Genomic DNA, 19,970 nt, shown 5'->3' on the forward strand with positions numbered 1-19,970 from the left:
TTTTAATACTGGAGGATGTATGAAAAAAAGCATATTTTAAAAGGTTTATTGTTTAGTACGATGGCTATGGCCTCAGTCGCTGCAGCACAAGTACATGCAGACGATCATCTTGCTCAAGGAAGTTATTATACATATACAAATGTAGAAGGATATCAAGCAACGAGTCATTTTCTTAATCAAAAACAAGCAATAATAGAAGATGTAAAAAAACACATTAGCTCTCTTGGAGATGTGGTGACCCCACTCCGTGAGAAAATCATGGAAGTTAATCGATTAATTCTCTCCTATGAACATGAAGATCATAAGTTAGTTCATCAATTAAACTATGGTAATAATACTGATGCTCAATATTATAGTGCCGTTCAAAAACGCGATGAATTGCTTCAAAACATTTTTGAGTTGATTGAATCTGATAAAGCGGAATTGGAGTATATCCGTGAAAGTTACTACAGTTTATCACAAGAACGCTCAACATTAATTAATCAAATTTTTTCAATTTTAAGTCATCCAAGTTCTCGTAGAATTTATTCTTACAGAGATGCAGAACGTGAAAATTTGATTCGTTCTTTGCAACAGTACATGGATCGACTCTTAGTTGTACAGTCTGAATTGAATGCTTTGATTGATAAGGCAAATTCTCTTACAACGGATGATTTATCAGCTGAAATTGGGAAATTAAGTGGTATTCTTTTTGAATTGACAGATGAATCAGCTACTGTTAAGGAAGAAGAAAACACACCATCAATCCCTCAAGCAGTTGAAGAGGAAGAGACACCAGTTACTCTTGAACCAGCTAAAGAGGAAGAAACATCAGTAGCTCCTAAGCCAACACCATCACCAGATAATACTAAGCCGGCAATATCTGTGACAGCAAATTATAATATTATAAACGATGCTTTGAATTTAGGAAATATTGATGATTACACAGCATTGACAAATGGTTTGACACATGCGATCGACAATAAAGTTGGTACCATTCGCTATAAACTTGTCTTTAATTCTCGTGAACAGGTAAATGCATATGCGGCTCAATTGAGTAAATTGTTAGATCAATACGCTGACAGTGCAGGTACTATTTTAAGAATCAGAACATCAAATCAATTGGGTACTTATTATCGTGGTAACTCAGTTTCACACATTGAAGTTGAAACTACACTTCAAATTGATTATACTTTGGAGGGGCATCAAAAAGCACTTGTTGCAGAATACAAAGATTTTATAAAACAAGTTGTAAAAGAACAAATCACAGATAAAAATATTACTGATGATTATGAAAAAGCAAAAATTCTTAACCAATACATCATTGACAGCTACGAGTATGCAGATCGTGAATTGAGTACAAATAGCTTAAGGCATCAGTGTTCATGCTCCAGAGTCGTTGTTTAAAGATAAACGTGGAGTTTGCCAAGCATATGCAGTTATGTTTCGAGATTTAGCAGTCGAAGCTGGTCTTAACGCTTGGTATGTGACAGGATCAACGAACCAAAGTCGCGATGCAAACCATGCTTGGAATATTGTTGAAATCAATGGCGTTAAATACTATGTAGATACTACATGGAATGATGTGACAGGTAACTATCGTAATTCGTACTTCTTGGTAGGACGTAATACACTATCACGAGACCATTCAATTGATCAAGCCTATGCAGATTTATACAATGACATTCCTGCATATGACTATGATCGTCGTTAAAAAATAGAAATCTAGAAGGGAATGGTGGTACATAATGAAAAAATGGCTCAGTATACCGACTCTAATCTGCCTTTTATTAGCTGTAGGATGGTCTGTTATTGCACTAAAAAAGGGTGAGCAACAACATCTACAGATAGAAAAGTCAACTAGTCGTAGAGAAGCCCCTTCTATAAATGAAAGAGAAAAAAGTATGCATACAATAAAACACACTCAACAAGCAGAGATTTCACAAGATACTACGATTTCAAAAGTTTCTGATACCCAAGAAAGTACAGAAGAAACTAGTCAAGGACATTCAATTGCTACTCAAGAAAATGCGGTAATTAAACCAACTATTGAAATGACTACTGAAGAAATTCAAATCAAATTGGAAGATTAATACCAAGATAATAGATTATTTTTATCTATACATTTTTGGAAAAGTTTTGTTGCAACTCTCATTTTTCGAAAAATCTTTCTTTATGATTTAAACTGAATTAGTATTGTAGTATCAGAATGAATTTATAAGGAAGCGCAATACAATTTGATCGCATCAATGCACGTCCTCAATAATTCATTATAAAGACTAAAACAGTCAGTTCTATGAAAAAAGGATGAGGGCCCTCTACCAAGCAGAGTATGACATAAAACGATACTATATCTTGTATATAAATCGTAGCTCTACAGTTGAATTTTTCGCTTAACTGAGCTGTTAACTGTAAACAGTTAATGAAAACAAATAAATAGCCTGATACCTTGATTCTATGAGAATCAGGTTATTTCATTGTATGATAATATTTGATGGAGGATATCTATGCTAGCTAAATATATTGAACCTGCTATTCTGAATAAAATTTTTTTAATTAATACTCTTTTGGAATTTACATATAGTGAGTTTTCCGAACTTGTTCAGATTACTAGATTCAGTAAGAAAAACAATTCGAGAACTGATTATTGAACTTCAGCCACTATTTGAAGATTTACTTCAAATTCGCATGAATTCTAAACAGGTTTACTGTTGTTTGTTGTCGAATGCAACGAAGACAGACTGTTTACACCGTATCTATAGGGACTCCCCTTTTTTATAATGTTTGCGTTTTTTAGTGATGAATCAGCAACAACTTCCCTATAATGAGTTTATCAAAACTCACTATATCTCAGTTCCAACAGCATACCGTTTGAAACAGCGTTGTCATCATTACCTTGAGACCCTCCAACTTACTGTGGAAAACAATTATATTGTTGGTGAGGAATTTAAAATTCGTTATTTACTTGCGTTGTTGCAATGTCATTTTGGAATTATCTGTTACTAAATTACAGAAGAAGATCGTATGTTAGTTAGGGATTTTATGACAGCGTCAAATGCTCACATGACACAAGATTTATTGGGATTGATGGAAGAAGAGCTTCTATTCTTTGAGTTTTTAGTGATTTTAACATGGAAGCGACATATCTTTAGACTATTCTTACCAGCTTCTCGTCAGTTTGATGCACTGAAAAAATTGTTTATTTATCAACTGATTCATAATTATTCAGAACAGGTTTTTGAACATCGTCTTCAAATTAAATTTGACAAAGTTGATTATGATTATCTATTTTTAGTTTATTGTACTCGTAATAGTCCCTTTGCTGGGGATAAGTGGACCCCAGAGCATAATAATGCACTAGCAAAAATTGTTATTAATGAAACAGATATAGCAACATTATTGCCATTATTTGAACGATTTTTAGATTCTACGCTAGTATTTTCAGAATTTTTTATTACTAGTATGATTGAGTTGTTTCGAAAATTTCTCTATAATCTTCAGCAGTTACTCCCTGAGAATTGTTTGATTGATAGGTATCTCAATGAGGAGTGCTCACCGCTTTATATAAAAAACAGAGAACTTCTCAGTAAATGGATGGCTGAATTGGGCTATGTCGGTGAAATTAGTCCTAAACATCTTAATTTGTTAACTGTTCAAATTAGGCAATTACTGAAAAACCAACTTGCCCCTGCATCAGTGGTACTATGTTCCAATAATGATGCTAATTTACTCATGTTTAAAAGTTGGCTACATCAACACTTATCTGAAAAGTCTACAAGGATTATTTCTTTTAACTTTAATACTGAAGATGTAGAGCTGTTAAAAAATATGGAAAATGCAGTAATTATTGCTGATAAAAAATACATTCCTCTTTTAAAAAAGATGTGTGCTCCAAATAATAATATTATCTTTGATTTAGCAGTTTATACCAAAGAGTATCGTTTACAACACGTTTGTGAAGCTATTGCAATGCAACGCCAGCAGGTCTACCATCGTTTTATTAGCACGCGATTAGATGCATAGAGGTATGCGAATCCATAGGCAGAATATGGTATAGTTATTTCGTGTGATTTTTGTACTAGCAAAGCAGGTGCAGGAAATATTGATATACAGCACAGCGAGTTAACGAAGTAATGAACGTTAAAGTGAATATATTATTATTTTGTGATAAGATGAATTGTAAAATAGAGTACAGCAAAAAATAGACATAGACGTCTCCATCATAGTTGAGGCTATCGTGGATGCAGATATTTTGTGTCTTAACTCATTTGATGAGTTTTACCAGATCAGGATGTGTTAAATGCTCTCTATGCTGATAGGTTTATGGGGGAGCGGGTGAGATTTACAACGATGACGCGTGGGATAGCTTGATTTATCAGACTAAGAGTCTGGGAACTTGGGACTTGGAATGGGTGATTGAAAACACAGTATGTTTACATTTTGCTAGACGAGATAAGCTGTGGAAGAAAGGATACTCAGGACGATGTTCAGTTCTTTATAAATATATGCAAAAGCAAGTTAGAAAAGTATTGGAGAGAAACGATCAGTTGATTTCTTGGAAGAATAAAATCATAAATGAAGAGTCGAAAGATTCTTTTTTGATAAAAATCATAACTTCTTTGACAATGATTGTTGTCAAAATTAAAATGATGTGTTACAATGCAAGTGAAAAAAACAAATATTAAAGGAGGCGGTCATGAATACAAAATCTTATAAAGGTTCTTTGAAGTTGGTTGTTCTCGCCTCCTTATTTGGCTTAGCATACTATCTAGGCAAGTTTTTTGCAACGCGAGATTTTTACTGGAGATTGCTACTATATTTATTTGTAGTTCAGTTGCTTCATTATGAAGGATTGAAAAAGGAGAAAAATCGTATGTCACAATTATTAAAAAATCTAAAACATCAAAAATGTCAAATCATTATGAATGGTTTAGGAGATAACATGGTTTATGAAATTCTTGAGGTAGATGAGGACTGGCTCAAAATTGAAAAAACGATAAAGGGAGTAAAACTAGTATCCGTATCATCCGTACTAGGAGGTGTTGATAAATGGGCTATATTTTTAAAAATCGTCTCAAGGAATTGCGAGCCAGAGATGGAATTAATCAGACGGAAATGGCAAAGTTGGCCGGTGTTTCACGCCAGACCATCAGCTTGATTGAGCGGGGCGAATACGCACCGTCCATTGTCATTGCTATGAAAATAGCCCAAGTATTCAAAGAAAACATCGAGAATGTATTCAGTCTTGTGGAGGTGGAAGATGAAGAATGAAAAAAAGTAAAAAACGCGATATATCAACTGCACAAAGAATGACTCGTTTTACAGTTCTACCATTGATTGGTGGCCTGCTAGGAGGAATGCTGTTAGCCTTTCTAGCTGGAGTTTATGATGGTTATACTGATGAAGAGGGCCCTTTCGCTAGACCATTTTCTCATGGCAACGCGTGTACTCGCTATGTTAACGATGGTGTTGGTGGTATACCACTTCTATGAAGCCAATCGCTATCAGAAATGTTATGAAAGTAGCAATCATGAGGATGATGAGCAGGTTGATCGCTATTATCAGTTAACCTTCAAAAATCTAGAATACGGTACGATTTTTCATAATATTGTGTCCTGCTTCGTTATCTTTACGATCGTGATGGGGATGAAGTTCAGTTTTTCAGATGACGGAGCAGAGGCCGTATTTCCAATCTTTGATTTTCTTTTGCTGATTCCAATCATTATTGGTCAGGTGATTTATGCAAAGCTAATCGCACGGATCCGTAATTATCGTTTATCTAGCTTTCCAACTGCCAATGAAATCAAGTATTTTGTCTATTCTTATGACGAAGCGGAGCGACAAGCTAATTTTGAACAAAGCTTTTTAACGGTCTTCAATCTGAATCAACGAATCTTACCAGCGCTTTACATTATCATTTTTGTTATTTCCACTGTGACACAAACGCAGCAATTCATGGCTTATCTAATTGTGGCTTTTATTCATGTTTATATCAATATGGCTCAATTTCGTATGGTGAGTAGCTATTTTAAATAAGGGGAGAGAAGATGTTGAAATATATAAAAGGATTTGGAACGCTTTTCCTGTTGTTTGTACTTTATTATATGTCAACAGGCATGGTTATGTCCATTAGCCAAATGACCAAGCTGACGAATCCCGTAAATGCCTGGATCATGTGTATGACAGGCTTTGTACTAATGGGAATGATTGCTTATCTTTATTCTATTTTGTACAAGGATAAAAGGCTTGTTGTGGAACAGGTTAGTGCAAAAGTACTGAAGTTTTACTGGCCTATTTTTATCTATATTGTTTTACTAGTCGTACAATTTCTCTTTCCAGTGGGAAATAGTCGTAACCAACATTTACTGATTGAACTGATCCAGAGCTATCCCCTAGTTGCGGGCATTATAGTCTTGATTGTCGCACCAATCATGGAGGAATGGCTATTTAGAGGTTTTTTTGCTAAATATTTATTCCCACATATTAAAGGAAATGGACAGTTATTTCTTTACATGTTGGTTTCAGGCGTCTTGTTTTCACTCGTTCATGGACCAACTAAGCTCAGTCATTTCTTGATTTATTTCACAATGGGTGTCAGTTTAGCTTGGCTCTTTATGATTAAACGAGATCTCCGTCACAGCATTGCCCTGCATGCTGCTAATAATTTATTATCATTTTTAATGATTTTGTCTTATAAACCAACATTGTAGTCGTCATCCTGCATGGCTTCAACGGTACCAAGCAGGTAACCGTTTCCGACTTGTGAGAAGAAGTCGTGGTTAGAAGTACCAGTTGAAATACCATTCATGACGATTGGGTTTACATCATCTGCTGAGTCTGGGAAGAGTGGATCTTGCCCCAGATTCATAAGAGCTTTGTTGGCATTGTAGCGAAGGAAGGTCTTCACTTCTTCAGTCCAACCAACTGCGTCATAAAGACTTTCTGTGTAGCCTTCTTCATTTTCATAGAGGCGGTAGACCAAGTCATACATCCAATCGCGCATTTCTTCTTGCTCATTTTCTGGCAATTCATTGAAACCGAGTTGGAATTTGTAGCCAATATAAGTACCATGGACGGATTCATCACGGATAATCAACTTGATGATTTCTGCCACGTTTGGCAATTTATTGTTTCCAAGATAATAGAGCGGGGTGAAGAAACCAGAATAGAATAGGAAGGTTTCAAGAAAAGTCGACGCGACTTTCTTTTGCAGTGGCGTACCATTTTGATAAATATCATTGATAATTTGCGCCTTTTTCTGCAAATATTCGTTGGTATTGGTCCATTCAAAAATTTCATCAATTTCAGATTTTGTATTGAGTGTTGAAAAGATAGAAGAATAAGATTTGGCATGGACCGATTCCATGAATTGAATGTTGTTCAAGACAGCTTCTTCATGCGGTGTGCGGACATCCGCACGGATAGCTTCGACACCAGTTTCTGACTGCATGGTATCAAGAAGTGTCAATCCACCAAAGACTTTTCCAACCAAGTCTTTTTCTGCTGCAGATAGTTTGCGCCAGTCGTCCAAGTCATTAGATAAAGGAATACGAGTATCGAGCCAAAATTGCTCGGTCAATTTTTCCCAAGTTGACTTGTCGATAACATCTTCAATAGCGTTCCAGTTAATGGCTTTGTAGTAAGTTTCCATAAATTTCACTTTCTATTATACGTTCAATTCCCTATATTATATCACAAAAGGGAGGACCCTTTCAAAAAAACGCCCGAAGGCGCTTTTGATTCAATGAACGATTGTTCGAGGTAGTGAGGCACTTAGGAATTGGCAAGATAGCCAGTTCCTAAGTGTCATGAGTTGCTCTAGCAAGCTTAAATTGAAGTTAGTAAGGTGAGTTAGGCAGACCACAATATAGTGGCTGCTGTAACTTTGTGAGGTTCTCTGGAACCCACAAAGCTCACTCAGTTAAATCACACAAGACTCACATTGGTTTGCGCCGACTTCTTCGCCGTCATCTGTAAAGGTGCGGACGTAGTAGATGGATTTAACCCCTTTGTTGAAGGCATAGTTACGAAGGATAGAAAGGTCGCGGGTTGTTTGTTTATTTTCAGTTTTCCATTCGTAGAGTTCTTTTGGCAATTCGCTGCGTAAGAAGAGTGTGAGGGACAAACCTTGGTCCACATGCTCTGTTGCTGCCGCATAGACATCGATGACTTTACGCATATCCATATCATAGGCGGAAGTATAATAAGGGATAGTCTCAGTTGACAAACCATTGGCTGGATAGTAAATCTTACCAATTTTCTTCTCTTGGCGTTCTTCAATCCGTTGTGTAATAGGATGAATAGAAGCAGAGCAGTCATTGATGTAAGAAATAGAACCGTTAGGGGCTACTGCAAGGCGATTTTGGTGGTAAAGACCATCTTTCATCACTGCTTCACGGAGCTCTGCCCAATCTTGTCCACTTGGAATAAAGATTCCTTCAAATAATGACGCAACTTTTTCAGATTGAGGTTGGTAGTCACCCGTCACATATTTATCAAAATAGGTTCCATCGGCATATTTAGACGCTGCAAAATTATCAAAGGTTTGCTGGCGTTCACGAGCGATATTATTTGACTCGACCAAGGTCCAGTAGTTGAGGAGCATGAAATAGATATTGGTGAAATCCACCGCATCTGCTGATCCGTACTCAATCAAATTCTGAGCCAAGAAGGAGTGAAGTCCCATAGCACCAAGACCAATTGAATGAGCTAACTTATTACCATTGGCAACAGTTGGAACGGCAACAATATTCGAATGGTCTGTAACGTAAGTCAAAGCACGTGTCATGGTACGAACTGAACGTCCAAAATCAGGAGATTTCATGAGGTTAAGGATGTTGGTTGAACCTAAGTTACATGATACATCTGTTCCCAATTTGAGGAATTCCTGCGCATCGTTGATTTCGCTTGGTATTTGTACCTGTAAAATCTCAGAACACAAGTTGGACATGATGATTTTACCATCAACAGGATTATGGCGGTTAGCCGTATCAATATTGATGATGTAAGGATAGCCAGATTCTTGTTGCAATTTAGAAATCTCTGTTTCCAAATCACGAGCTTTAATTTTGGTCTTGCGGATATTGGTATTGGCCACCATTTCATCATATTTTTCAGTGATATCAATGTAGTTAAATGGCACACCATATTCACGCTCGACAGAATATGGACTAAAGAGGTACATATCTTCGTTTTTGCGTGCTAATTCGTAGAATTTATCCGGCACAGTAATTCCAAGTGATAAGGTTTTAACACGAATTTTCTCATCCGCATTTTCTTTCTTAGTAGAAAGGAAAGAGATAATATCCGGGTGGAAAACATCAAGATAAACAACCCCTGCCCCTTGTCGTTGCCCAAGTTGGTTTGAGTAGGAGAAGCTATCTTCAAATAACTTCATGACAGGAACGACACCAGATGCGGCTCCTTCGTAGCCCTTGATTGGAGCACCAGCTTCACGAAGATTGCTGAGGGAGATTCCGACCCCACCTCCAATACGGGACAATTGCAGAGCTGAATTGATAGAGCGTCCGATAGCATTCATATCATCTGTCACTTGGATGAGGAAACAGGATACTAATTCACCGCGACGGGCACGCCCAGCGTTCAAGAAACTTGGAGTAGCGGGTTGGTAGCGCAAATGAATCATTTCATTGGCGATATCAAGAGCTAATTGTTCATTGCCTTCTGCAAAATAAAGAGCATTAAAGAGAACGCGGTCTTCCATACTTTCTAGATAGTAGTTGCCATCGTTTGTTTTCAGTGCATACTGGTTATAGAATTTATAGGCTGCCATGAAAGACTTGAATTGGAACTGCTGGTCTTTCAAAAATTGAGCTAATTCTTCAATAAAAGCAGGGCTATATTGCGCTAAAAATTCGCCTTCCAAATAATTTTCTTCCAGTAAATATTCCACTTTTTCTGCCATACTTGCAAATTGCTTGGTATTTGGAATCACATTTTCAGCGAAAAACGCTTTGAGGGCTTCTTGGTCCTTGTGAAGTGGAATTTGTCCATTAATTGGACGATTGATTTCATTGTTGAGACGGAAGTATGATACGTCTCCTAAATCTTTCAAACTCATAATATAAAATGGAAAGAGCACCAGCTCTCTCTTGCTTCCTTTCTATAAAAAGTCAGGGTTTGGATTAAAGTAATGCTTTTAATTTACTTGGGTTGAAGCCAGAAAACGCTCCGTTTTCAGTTTCAATAACTGGAGCAGCTGAGAAACCAAGTTCTTTTACATGTTCAATATAGTCAGGTTGCTCATCCAAGTTGATTTCTGTAAAAGCAACATTGTGCTCATCCAGAAAACGTTTGGTCATCTTACATTGTATACAATTATTTTTTGAATAAACGGTAATCATGGAAAACTCCTTAAAATAAAATTCTTTTATAGAATACACTTAAAAATGGCAAAAGTCAATTAGAGAGAACTAAATATTGTGTTAGTTATTTTAAACACGCACAATATATTGTGGAATGTGTAAAAAAGTTGCCAATCCCTTTAGCGGTAAGCTTTCAGGCGAATTTTCTAAGGATTTTCATGAGGAAAAATTCTTGTTTAAAGGGCTAGAACGTGGAAAATCAATAAAAACTCTTGAAAACACACTTTAAAAATGATATAATGGGAAGAGTAAGGGTTATAAGATTAACCTTCAATTTTTGAAAAAATAAAGGAGAAACCAAATTATGGCTTCAAAAGATTTCCACATCGTGGCAGAAACAGGTATCCACGCACGTCCAGCTACTTTGCTTGTTCAAACTGCTAGCAAATTTGCATCAGATATTACATTGAACTACAAAGAAAAATCAGTTAACTTGAAATCTATCATGGGCGTTATGAGCCTTGGTGTTGGTCAAGGTGCAGATGTTACAATCACTGCTGAAGGCGCTGATGCTGACGATGCAATTGCAGCTATCTCAGAAACAATGGATAAAGAAGGATTGGCATAAGACATGACAAAAATGCTTAAAGGAATTGCGGCATCTGATGGTGTTGCTATTGCTAAGGCGTATTTGCTTGTTCAACCGGACTTGTCATTTGAAACTGTTTCAGTGGAAGATACAAATGCAGAAGAAGCTCGTCTAGATGCTGCGTTATCAGCGTCACAGGACGAGCTTTCTCTTATTCGCGAGAATGCAGTAAATAGCCTTGGTGAAGAAGCGGCAGCTGTTTTTGATGCTCACTTGATGGTACTTTCTGACCCAGAAATGATTGGTCAGATTAAAGAAACAATCCGCGCTAAGAAAACAAATGCAGAAACTGGTCTCAAAGAAGTGACAGATATGTTCATTACAATCTTTGAAGGCATGGAAGATAATCCATACATGCAAGAACGCGCTGCGGATATCCGTGACGTTGCTAAACGTGTATTGGCACATCTTCTTGGTGTAAAATTGCCTAACCCAGCTACGATTGACGAAGAGTCTATCGTGATTGCGCATGACTTGACACCTTCTGATACAGCTCAGTTGGATAAAAACTTTGTTAAAGCCTTTGTTACAAATATCGGCGGGCGTACAAGTCACTCAGCTATCATGGCTCGTACACTTGAAATCGCTGCTGTTCTTGGGACAAATAACATCACTGAAATCGTAAAAGACGGTGATATCTTGGCTGTTAACGGGATTACTGGTGATGTCATCATCAATCCTACTCAAGAACAAATTGCTGAATTTATTGAAGCTGGTAAAGCATATGCTACACAAAAAGCTGAATGGGCTCTCCTTAAGAATGCTCAAACAGTGACTGCTGATGGCAAACACTTTGAATTAGCTGCCAATATCGGTACACCAAAAGACGTTGAAGGTGTAAATGATAACGGTGCTGAAGCGGTTGGTCTCTATCGTACTGAATTCCTTTACATGGATTCACAAGATTTCCCAACTGAAGATGAGCAATACGAAGCTTATAAAGCAGTTCTTGAAGGAATGGATGGCAAACCTGTTGTGGTTCGTACAATGGATATCGGTGGGGATAAAGAACTTCCTTACTTCGACCTTCCACATGAAATGAACCCATTCCTTGGTTTCCGTGCCCTTCGTATCTCTATCTCAGAGACTGGTGACGCTATGTTCCGCACACAAATTCGTGCCCTTCTTCGCGCCTCAAAGCAGTCTTCGATGAAGAAAAAGCAAACTTGCTTGCTGAAGGTGTAGCAGTAGCGGATGATATCCAAGTCGGTATCATGATTGAGATTCCTGCGGCAGCTATGCTTGCAGACCAATTCGCAAAAGAAGTTGACTTCTTCTCAATCGGTACAAACGATCTCATCCAATACACAATGGCAGCAGACCGTATGAACGAACAAGTTTCATACCTCTACCAACCTTACAATCCATCAATCCTGAGATGGCTGGTGACCAACAAGCTGTTCCACTTCTTGTCGGAATGGGTCTTGATGAGTTTTCTATGTCAGCAACATCTGTACTTCGTACACGTAGTTTGATGAAAACACTTGACACAGCGAAGATGGAAGAGTACGCAAACCGTGCTTTGACAGAATGCTCAACTGCTGAAGAAGTTCTTGAACTTCAAAAAGAATATTTATAAGAAATCTATATCCTTGGCTCGGCCAAGGATTTTTTGTTTGGTTAGTAATGATTTATTATGTTATCTAATTTTGGGGATGTGGTCTATTATTTAGCCTTGATGAACTACATTCTTCAGTTAGCGGATACAAAGATAGCTCTTTCCATGGTAACCATATCAGAAACTATTCCTATTTTTACGCTAATTTTTGCTGGAGTTTGGGCAGATTGGACTAAAAATAAGGTGGATACCATTATCGCAACGCAGTTCTTTCGTGTCCTGCTTTATTTGGTAATTGGTCTAGCCATGGGATTTGCACCAGCTTTGTGGATTGTTTTGGTCGCAAGTAGTATCAACGTAATAGCCGATATAGCGGGTCAATATGAAAGTTTACTCTATTTACCACTCAGTTTGCGGATTGTGCCGCAAGAAGACAGGGAAGCTATGGTGGCAGTTCGTCGTGGTTTTGGATCTATTTTACAAATTTTCTTCCGCTCAAGCGGTGCCTTGTTGATTGGAATCATGACTTACCAATCACTTGCCTTTTTAAATGCGGGGACTTTTTTAGTCAGTGCTCTCATCATGTGTACTTTGCGTCCAGCCTTTCTTAAAATACTTCCAGCTCTGCCATTAGAGGAAAAGGAAGACCCTTCGGAAAACAGACAGGAAAAGCACTTGGTCAAAGACACCCTAGCCAGTCTTCAGCAGACTTACAAAACGATGCAAGAAATCCCTGCTCTAGGATTTTTCACCAAGATGATTGCGCTTGGAAATATGACTGCAATAGGTCCTGTTCTGACGGTTCTTATGCTAAAAGAAGATAAAAACTTTACGATTATAAGCGCAGCTATGACGCTTTCACTTTTCATGATTGCTAGCTTGGTTGGTTCGGTAATGGGTTCTTTTTGACGACTAATTTGTTCAAGAATGTAACAGTTTTTCCTCTTTTAAAATGGATGAATGCCTGCATGATTCTGCTCTACCTTGCTTATTTCTTTCATTTTAGTATTGGAGTGCTGATCTGCTCTTTCCTCGGTGCATTTTTGCAAGGTATTTTCCAGCCCAAGGTTAATGGTCTCTTTTACAAACTGGTTCCAGAAAATCAACTAGCTACTGTGGGTGCGGGAATAGATACCATCGCTTATCTGGGAATGTTCCTAAGTCAAACCTTGGTTTCCCTACTAGTCATTGTACTATCAGCGACCTCCATTTCTTTGGTCTATATCTTGATTTCTGCGGTTGTTTTAGGATATACTATATTTGAAAGTAAGAGGTTGGGAAACTAGATGAAAAATAAGATGATTGTAGAAAACTATCGTAGCCAAATTGTAGAACAACTATTCGTTTCCAGTTTGGTTCATGAGCGAGAAAAAGATGATCAGCTGTTAAAAAAATCTGCTTATTTTAGTGAGACGTTGACTATTTATGATACCATTCAACAGTTGCTCTTGCCTTATAAAGAAAAAATTCAGCAGTTAGTCTTGTCTGATTTTGGTTATTCCAATTTGCTGCATCAAGTTTATTTCCGTTGCTTGGAGAGAGGACAAGATCTGAAGACAATAGAAGATTTTCATCAAGTCTGTTTACAACTGAATGCAAAAGAAATTCAGGAATGTTTGCTTTTGTTGCTACAGACAGAGGAAAGTACAGCTACAGATTTTTTTGAACTGCTAGAGCAATCCGACTTTAATGCAGACACTAAGTGGTATTATTGGAGTTTTTACCATCATCCTCTCGGAAAAATGGCAGAGCTAGTAGACTTATCTAGGGAACTTGTCACTCTTTATCAGCCTTTTTTAGAAATAGAAAAGGAGAAGCGCCAGCAATATGCAAGCTCTGAAAACTTAAAAATGGAGGTAGAGGATAGCCAAGAAAAGTACCATTTGACAGGAACTGTCTTTGTTTTTGTACTTAGTTCTTGGTTCATGCGTGGCTACATTTTGAAAGGAATAGGGAAGGAATTTTTCTATATCCAGTCACTTGGAATGGATGAATGGGGTCAAAACTTATCTCGCTTAGAAGAAGGACACTTTTATGAAATCCTAAAATTATTGGGTGACCCTAGCCGCTACCAAGCCATTTTACGCTTGATAGAGCCTGATGCAAAACGAAACCAAATTGCAGAGGATCTAGGGATTACAGGAGCAGCAGTCTCTTTTCATACACAAAAGCTTTTGACGGCTCAACTCTTGCAGCAAAATACGCAGGATAAAGACATCAAGTACGATGCCAATGTGGAGCTGCTTAAGCAGGTAATCGCAAAATTACAATCCGATTTTGACGTCTAAAGAAATACGACCTGAAAGGGTCGTATTTTATTGATAGAAACAGGTAAAGTCGGTCGTCTTGTAAGCATTTATGATATAATGAAAAGGACAGACTGCAAAGGAGACGTCATGAAAACTTTACAAGAAACCTTAAAAACAAATTTTCAGATTGATTTTCAAGATCTCAGTCTTTTAGAAACGGCTTTTACGCATACATCTTATGCTAATGAGCATCGTCTTCTAAAAATTTCACACAATGAGCGCTTGGAATTTTTAGGAGACGCTGTTCTGCAATTAATCATTTCTAAATATCTTTATAAGACCTATCCTCAGCTTCCTGAAGGAGAAATGTCCAAAATGCGCTCTAGTTTTGTGCGGGAAGAGAGCTTAGCTGGTTTTTCGCGTGTCTGCGGATTTGATGAATATTTACTCTTAGGAAAGGGTGAGGAAAAATCTGGTGGTCGTAATCGGGATACCATCTTGGGCGATGCCTTTGAGGCTTTTTTAGGAGCTCTGCTATTGGACCAAGGAGAAGAAACCGTTGAGAAATTCCTCTATCGAGTCATGATTCCTCAGTTGGAAAAAGGGAATTTTGAGCGTGTGACGGACTATAAGACGACTTTGCAAGAGCTTTTACAGGTTAATGGTGAAATCGCCATTTCTTACCAAGTGATTTCTGAAATTGGGCCAGCCCATGAAAAACAGTTTGAAGTGGAAGTGATGGCAGATGGAGTCATCATCGGCCGCGGTAAGGGTCGTTCCAAGAAATTAGCGGAGCAAGATGCTGCTAAAAATGCAGTGGAGGCTATGAAATAGATGTATCTCAAATCAATTGAAATGCAAGGATTTAAGTCCTTTGCGGACAAAACTAAAGTAGTCTTTGACCAGGGGGTAACCGCGGTTGTCGGCCCCAATGGTTCTGGAAAATCCAACATCACCGAAAGCCTGCGCTGGGCGCTTGGGGAATCGTCTGCCAAGAGTTTACGTGGTGGCAAGATGCCCGATGTCATCTTTGCGGGAACGGCTAATCGCAAACCGCTCAATTATGCTTCAGTTATTGTGACTCTGGACAATAGCAATGGTTTTATCGCGGACAAAGCCAAGGAAATCAAAGTAGAGCGTCATATTTATCGTTCTGGTGATAGCGATTATCTGATTGATGGTAAAAAAGTACGTCTGCGTGATATTCATGATCTCTTTATGGATACAGGTTTGGGACGGGATTCCTTCTCCATCATCTCACAGGGACGTGTAGAGGCCATTTTTAATTCCAAACCGGAAGAACGAAGAAGCATTTTTGAAGAAGCAGCTGGAGTTCTCAAATATAAGACGCGCAAGAAGGAGACGGAAAGTAAGCTGGCGCAGACACAGGATAATTTGGATCGTTTGGAAGACATTATCTACGAGCTGGATAATCAGGTCAAGTCTCTGGAAAAACAAGCACAAACTGCCAAGCGGTTTATGGAATTAGATGAGGAAAGAAAAGCTCTTTATCTGAATGTCTTGGTAGCTCAGTTGCAATCAGGTCGGGCTAATTTAACAGAAAAAGAGGACTTGCTAAAGGAAGTAAAACAAGAATTAACTAGTTATTATGCCCTGCGGGAGCAATTGGAGCAGGAAAATCAGCAGCTCAAAGTTCAGAGATATCAAGTATCTGAGCAATTGGAAAAGGAGCAAGCTACTTTGCTTGATTTGACGCGACTTATTAGTGACGTGGAGCGTAAGATTGACCTACACAAATTAGAAACTAGCCAAAATGAATCGAGCAAAGCAGACGCGCAAGAGCGCTTGAATCTTTTGCAAGAGAAAGGACAGCAGTTAAGCTTTAGTTTGACTGAAAAAGAAGCGCAAGTTACAGATTTACAAGCTAGTCTAACAGAAATAGAACACTCTATTTCAACGACTGAAGAGGAAATTTCGCATTTCTCAGAAGATCCTGATCAAGTTATTGAACACTTGCGTGAAAATTATGTATCCTGTTTACAAGCGGAGGCAGAGACCTCTAACCGATTGACCAAGGTGGAGCAGGAACAGGAAAATCAGCTGCGTCTTCGAGAAAGCAAATCTCAAGAATTACAAAAAATTATTCAAGACAAGGCGAAATTAGAAGAACAAGAAAGCGAAAGCAAGGAAGCCTTGGTGGTAGCTGAACAGCAACTCAAAGATTTGCTTGTTGGCTATCAGTCGACTCAGGCTCAATTGACTAGTCAGGAAAACCTTTACCAAGCTGAACAATCGCGCATGTTTGATTTGCTGGATCAGGTTAAAGCTAAAGAGGCACGGAAATCTAGCTTGGAAGCCATTCAAAAAAATCATTCTAATTTTTATGCGGGCGTCAAAGCCGTTTTGCAAAAAGCGCGTGAGATTGGTGGAGTGATTGGTGCGGTTAGTGAACATTTAACCTTTGATACTCGGTATCAGACAGCTATTGAGATTGCTTTGGGTGGTGCTAGTCAACATATTATCGTTGAAAATGAAGAAACAGCTAAGGCTGCTATTCAATTTCTGAAGAAAAATAGACAAGGTCGGGCGACTTTCTTGCCTTTGACCACTATTAAACCACGTCAATTAGCTAGCCAATACCAAGCGACTTTGGAAAAGGCAAAAGGATATCTAGGAACGGCAGAGGAATTGATTGCTTACGATGCACGTTTGAGCAGTGTTTTCCAGAATCTGCTAGGTGCGACAGCGATTTTTGATACCATAGACCATGCCAATCAGGCTGCGAGAGCGACACGTTACCAAGTCCGGATGGTGACATTGGATGGATCAGAAATTCGTACAGGTGGTTCCTTTGCAGGTGGTGCCAATCGCAATCAAAATACCACCTTTATCGAGCCTGAATTGGATGCAGTAGTGAAGGAAATCGCAGAGCTGTCACGTGAACTCAAAGAACAGGAAGAACTCGTAGCTAGCAAAAAAGCGGAATTGGAATTAGTACGTGCTGAGCTAGACACTATCAAGACAGACGGAGAAACTGCACGTCTAGCTGAACAAAAAGTTCGTCTCAATTACGAACAAATTGCAGAGTGCTTAGCAGATGTCAATCGTTTGTATGAGTTGCATGTAGAGGAGAATGGTGAGACTGAGCTGGCTGATTTGTCGCAATTGGCTGCATCCCTCCGGCAAGAGTTAGCTGATTTTGAGATTAAAAAAGCAGAATTGACTGCACAAATTGAGCAAGTTAAAACGAATCGAGATGCTATTCAAGAGCAATTGCAAGCCCTGCAAACTAATCTATCTGAGCAAAAAGTCCAAGAAAGCCAAACACGAAGTGAGCTCCGCTTTTCTCAAACAGAAATCAAGCGACTTCGAGACGAATCGTTGCAGACTGAAAAAGAAATAGGACTTTTGAAAGATGTCATCGATCAGAAGATGGAAGCCCTGGACGATACTAGCCGGGATGTCTTGGAGCAACAACTAGCAGAAGCAATCACCCGAAAAGAAACAACCAATCAATCTTTGGTGCGCCTCAAGTTTGAGTTGGAAGATATTGAAGGACAATTCGAAGATTTGGAAGGTCGCCTCGAGCAGGCTCGCTTAAAAAATGATGATCTTATCCGTCGTCAGGCCAAATTGGAAGCAGATTGTGACCAATTGAGTCAAATTTTGCGGACACTTATGGCAAATCTGACAGAGCATTTCAAGATGAGTTTTGAAGAAGCGAGTCAAATGGCAGAAATAGTGGAAGATTTACCAGCAGCAGAGCGTCAGTTGAAGGACTTGGAGCGTGCTATTCGTGCTTTAGGACCAGTTAATTTAGATGCTATTCAGCAGTACGATGAAGTACATGAACGTTTAATTTTCCTTAATAGTCAACGAGGGGATGTCTTGTCAGCGCGTGATTTGCTACTTGGGACCATTCATGAAATGGATGATGAAGTTAAGGAACGTTTTAAAGTAACCTTTGATGCCATTCGGACATCATTCCAGCAAACCTTTAAACAAATGTTTGGTGGAGGTTCAGCAAACCCCCTGGAAAGAAAATTCAATCCCTAAATCTCATGTCTGGTGGAGAGAAGGCTTTATCGGCTCTCGCTCTGCTATTCTCCATTATTCGTGTCAAAACCATTCCATTTGTCATCTTGGATGAGGTGGAAGCGGCGCTTGATGAAGCAAATGTCAAGCGGTTTGGAGACTATCTCAATCGTTTTGATAAATCTAGCCAATTCATAGTGGTGACGCACCGGAAAGGAACGATGGCAGCAGCAGATGTTATCTATGGTGTGACTATGCAGGAATCAGGCGTTTCTAAAATTGTATCCGTCAAATTGAAGGATATTGACCACCTTGAAGGTACAAAGTAAAGAAAAAAGTTTCATTTATAAAAGGCTCTATCTTTTTTAGTGGATAGGGCCTTTTGAGTTGATTTAGAATTGAAATAAGTAAATGAGGACGCTGATGAGCTATCATTAGGTATAGAAGTCAAATATTGACTATTTTCCGAAGGAAGACTGGACTCCATCTAAAAATACTAATCAAAACCACCAGTGTGAACTGGTGGTTTGTTCTGTGGCTATAAGCCGCTCTTACCGGCCAGGGCCAGGGCCAAAGGCCCACTGAAATGGCTTCCTCGCGCACCATTTTCCCGAGCCAGTGCTAAAGCACCTACTCTACTTCTTCCTATTTACTTCGCCTGTAAATGGATCGACAGTTTCAAACAAGGTTAGTTGATCTGCTACCCTGTCTTCTTGCAATTGATTTTGAATATACTCAGCAATGAACTTTTGGTTTCGTCCTACTGTATCTACATAATAACCTCTACACCAAAATTTTCTGTTGCCATACTTATATTTCAAATTAGCATGCTTGTCAAAAATCATGAGACTGCTTTTGCCTTTTAAATATCCCATAAAATCGTTACACCTTTGCGTTCACACAAATCTCGAATTATTTTTCCAATACTTGACTTGTACTTACCATATGTGATTTGTCTACGATATTTAGGCGCAAAGACAATATGATATTTACAATTCCACTTTGTATGTGATAAACTTTCATTATCCTCTCTCATGAGGGACCTCCTATGTGATTTGATGAGTGGCGGGGAAACCACTTCTATCTTATCACTTAGGGAGGTTTTTTTAATACCACGCTGGAAGCTACACGGAACCACTAGCATAGCTAGTGGTTTTCAAAAGCCAAAAAAACAGAAGGTAAAAACCTTCTGTCAGAATGACTTTCTTCAATCT

17 protein-coding genes and 4 pseudogenes are annotated in these 19,970 nt (G+C 38.6%); 17 read left to right on the forward strand and 4 right to left on the reverse strand.

All coding sequences use genetic code 11. From position 1 onward, the window contains the following. Positions 1-15 precede the first annotated feature (15 nt). The 10 genes and pseudogenes from AEX56_RS01535 (at position 16) to AEX56_RS01580 (ending at position 6,689) form a co-directional block, all read left to right on the forward strand. Entirely contained in the window at positions 16-1,386 is a 1,371-nt protein-coding gene (locus AEX56_RS01535) for a hypothetical protein (RefSeq protein WP_049617633.1), read from the forward strand. Beyond that, positions 1,379-1,693, forward strand: a complete 315-nt coding sequence (locus AEX56_RS01540; RefSeq protein ID WP_049617634.1) for a transglutaminase domain-containing protein — start codon at positions 1,379-1,381, stop codon at positions 1,691-1,693. The genes AEX56_RS01535 and AEX56_RS01540 overlap by 8 nt, the downstream gene beginning before the upstream one ends. Before the next feature lie 34 nt (positions 1,694-1,727). Continuing rightward, complete coding sequence (locus AEX56_RS08355; protein WP_131542114.1) at positions 1,728-2,072, forward strand: hypothetical protein; 345 nt, start codon at positions 1,728-1,730, stop codon at positions 2,070-2,072. A gap of 706 nt (positions 2,073-2,778) precedes the next feature. After that, a complete protein-coding gene (locus tag AEX56_RS09440; protein WP_049617636.1) occupies positions 2,779-2,985 on the forward strand; it encodes a helix-turn-helix domain-containing protein in 207 nt (68 codons plus the stop codon). An 18-nt stretch (positions 2,986-3,003) separates the two neighbouring features. Beyond that, the gene (locus tag AEX56_RS01555; RefSeq protein ID WP_049617637.1) at positions 3,004-4,002 is read left to right on the forward strand and encodes a hypothetical protein; all 999 of its coding nucleotides are present in this window, start codon (positions 3,004-3,006) and stop codon (positions 4,000-4,002) included. A gap of 252 nt (positions 4,003-4,254) precedes the next feature. Then, positions 4,255-4,496 (forward strand): annotated as a pseudogene (locus AEX56_RS08790) (glycosyltransferase family 8 protein); the annotation flags it as partial. Positions 4,497-4,675: 179 nt separating this feature from the next. Beyond that, positions 4,676-5,137, forward strand: a complete 462-nt coding sequence (locus AEX56_RS08625) for a hypothetical protein (RefSeq protein ID WP_131542113.1) — start codon at positions 4,676-4,678, stop codon at positions 5,135-5,137. Then, complete coding sequence (locus tag AEX56_RS01565; protein ID WP_330218252.1) at positions 5,062-5,250, forward strand: helix-turn-helix transcriptional regulator; 189 nt, start codon at positions 5,062-5,064, stop codon at positions 5,248-5,250. The genes AEX56_RS08625 and AEX56_RS01565 overlap by 76 nt, the downstream gene beginning before the upstream one ends. Positions 5,251-5,364: 114 nt before the next feature. Continuing rightward, positions 5,365-6,015 (forward strand): DUF3169 family protein, encoded by a 651-nt coding sequence (locus AEX56_RS01575; protein ID WP_082326140.1) that lies wholly within the window; start codon positions 5,365-5,367, stop codon positions 6,013-6,015. A gap of 11 nt (positions 6,016-6,026) precedes the next feature. Then, entirely contained in the window at positions 6,027-6,689 is a 663-nt protein-coding gene (locus tag AEX56_RS01580) for a CPBP family intramembrane glutamic endopeptidase (protein ID WP_049617642.1), read from the forward strand. On the opposite strand, the gene nrdF is transcribed toward AEX56_RS01580, so the two are convergent. The 3 genes from nrdF to nrdH form a co-directional block, all read right to left on the reverse strand. Continuing rightward, complete coding sequence (gene nrdF, locus AEX56_RS01585) at positions 6,671-7,630, reverse strand: class 1b ribonucleoside-diphosphate reductase subunit beta (RefSeq protein ID WP_049617643.1); 960 nt, start codon at positions 7,628-7,630, stop codon at positions 6,671-6,673. The two genes, AEX56_RS01580 and nrdF, sit on opposite strands and share 19 nt — an antisense overlap. Positions 7,631-7,900: 270 nt before the next feature. Continuing rightward, positions 7,901-10,060, reverse strand: coding sequence for a class 1b ribonucleoside-diphosphate reductase subunit alpha (gene nrdE / locus AEX56_RS01590; RefSeq protein ID WP_049618220.1), 2,160 nt, complete (start codon positions 10,058-10,060; stop codon positions 7,901-7,903). Between the two features lie 64 nt (positions 10,061-10,124). Further along, positions 10,125-10,343, reverse strand: coding sequence for a glutaredoxin-like protein NrdH (nrdH, locus tag AEX56_RS01595; protein ID WP_049617644.1), 219 nt, complete (start codon positions 10,341-10,343; stop codon positions 10,125-10,127). 325 nt (positions 10,344-10,668) lie between these two features. Between nrdH and AEX56_RS01600 the strand changes: the two genes are divergently transcribed. The 7 genes and pseudogenes from AEX56_RS01600 to smc all read left to right on the forward strand — a co-directional run bounded on the left by AEX56_RS01600 (position 10,669) and on the right by smc (position 19,085). After that, positions 10,669-10,932 carry a phosphocarrier protein HPr gene (locus AEX56_RS01600; protein ID WP_049617645.1) on the forward strand — a complete coding sequence of 88 codons (264 nt, stop codon included), beginning with the start codon at positions 10,669-10,671 and terminating at the stop codon, positions 10,930-10,932. Positions 10,933-10,935: 3 nt separating this feature from the next. Beyond that, positions 10,936-12,532, forward strand: a pseudogene (gene ptsP, locus AEX56_RS01605) (phosphoenolpyruvate--protein phosphotransferase). A gap of 57 nt (positions 12,533-12,589) precedes the next feature. Beyond that, a complete protein-coding gene (locus AEX56_RS01610) occupies positions 12,590-13,420 on the forward strand; it encodes an MFS transporter (protein ID WP_082326141.1) in 831 nt (276 codons plus the stop codon). Positions 13,421-13,479: 59 nt separating this feature from the next. After that, positions 13,480-13,797, forward strand: a complete 318-nt coding sequence (locus tag AEX56_RS08795; protein WP_082326142.1) for a hypothetical protein — start codon at positions 13,480-13,482, stop codon at positions 13,795-13,797. Next, on the forward strand, positions 13,798-14,799 hold the full coding sequence (locus AEX56_RS01615; RefSeq protein ID WP_049617646.1) for a helix-turn-helix transcriptional regulator: 1,002 nt from the start codon (positions 13,798-13,800) through the stop codon (positions 14,797-14,799). It abuts the gene before it with no gap. Positions 14,800-14,907: 108 nt separating this feature from the next. Next, positions 14,908-15,594, forward strand: a complete 687-nt coding sequence (gene rnc / locus AEX56_RS01620) for a ribonuclease III (protein ID WP_049617647.1) — start codon at positions 14,908-14,910, stop codon at positions 15,592-15,594. Further along, a pseudogene (gene smc, locus AEX56_RS01625) lies at positions 15,595-19,085 on the forward strand (chromosome segregation protein SMC). A 306-nt stretch (positions 19,086-19,391) separates the two neighbouring features. Here the strand turns inward: smc and AEX56_RS01630 are convergent. Continuing rightward, positions 19,392-19,792: pseudogene (locus tag AEX56_RS01630) on the reverse strand (transposase). Between the last annotated feature and the right edge of the window lie 178 nt (positions 19,793-19,970).

The sequence above is a fragment of the Streptococcus sp. X13SY08 genome (assembly GCF_001182825.2).
Taxonomy (GTDB): Bacteria; Bacillota; Bacilli; order Lactobacillales; family Streptococcaceae; genus Streptococcus.

Excerpts from the sequence above, each read along its gene's own strand:
- AEX56_RS01575 (WP_082326140.1), top strand. The coding sequence starts at position 5,365 with ATGATGGTTATACTGATGAAGAGGGCCCTTTCGCTAGACCATTTTCTC.
- AEX56_RS01535 (WP_049617633.1), top strand. The coding sequence starts at position 16 with ATGTATGAAAAAAAGCATATTTTAAAAGGTTTATTGTTTAGTACGATG.
- nrdF (WP_049617643.1), bottom strand. The coding sequence starts at position 7,630 with ATGGAAACTTACTACAAAGCCATTAACTGGAACGCTATTGAAGATGTT.
- nrdE (WP_049618220.1), bottom strand. The coding sequence starts at position 10,060 with ATGAGTTTGAAAGATTTAGGAGACGTATCATACTTCCGTCTCAACAAT.
- AEX56_RS08795 (WP_082326142.1), top strand. The coding sequence starts at position 13,480 with ATGATTCTGCTCTACCTTGCTTATTTCTTTCATTTTAGTATTGGAGTG.
- AEX56_RS01615 (WP_049617646.1), top strand. The coding sequence starts at position 13,798 with ATGAAAAATAAGATGATTGTAGAAAACTATCGTAGCCAAATTGTAGAA.
- AEX56_RS08355 (WP_131542114.1), top strand. The coding sequence starts at position 1,728 with ATGAAAAAATGGCTCAGTATACCGACTCTAATCTGCCTTTTATTAGCT.
- nrdH (WP_049617644.1), bottom strand. The coding sequence starts at position 10,343 with ATGATTACCGTTTATTCAAAAAATAATTGTATACAATGTAAGATGACC.
- rnc (WP_049617647.1), top strand. The coding sequence starts at position 14,908 with ATGAAAACTTTACAAGAAACCTTAAAAACAAATTTTCAGATTGATTTT.
- AEX56_RS01580 (WP_049617642.1), top strand. The coding sequence starts at position 6,027 with ATGTTGAAATATATAAAAGGATTTGGAACGCTTTTCCTGTTGTTTGTA.
- AEX56_RS01555 (WP_049617637.1), top strand. The coding sequence starts at position 3,004 with ATGTTAGTTAGGGATTTTATGACAGCGTCAAATGCTCACATGACACAA.
- AEX56_RS01600 (WP_049617645.1), top strand. The coding sequence starts at position 10,669 with ATGGCTTCAAAAGATTTCCACATCGTGGCAGAAACAGGTATCCACGCA.
- AEX56_RS09440 (WP_049617636.1), top strand. The coding sequence starts at position 2,779 with ATGAATCAGCAACAACTTCCCTATAATGAGTTTATCAAAACTCACTAT.
- AEX56_RS01610 (WP_082326141.1), top strand. The coding sequence starts at position 12,590 with ATGTTATCTAATTTTGGGGATGTGGTCTATTATTTAGCCTTGATGAAC.
- AEX56_RS08625 (WP_131542113.1), top strand. The coding sequence starts at position 4,676 with ATGAATACAAAATCTTATAAAGGTTCTTTGAAGTTGGTTGTTCTCGCC.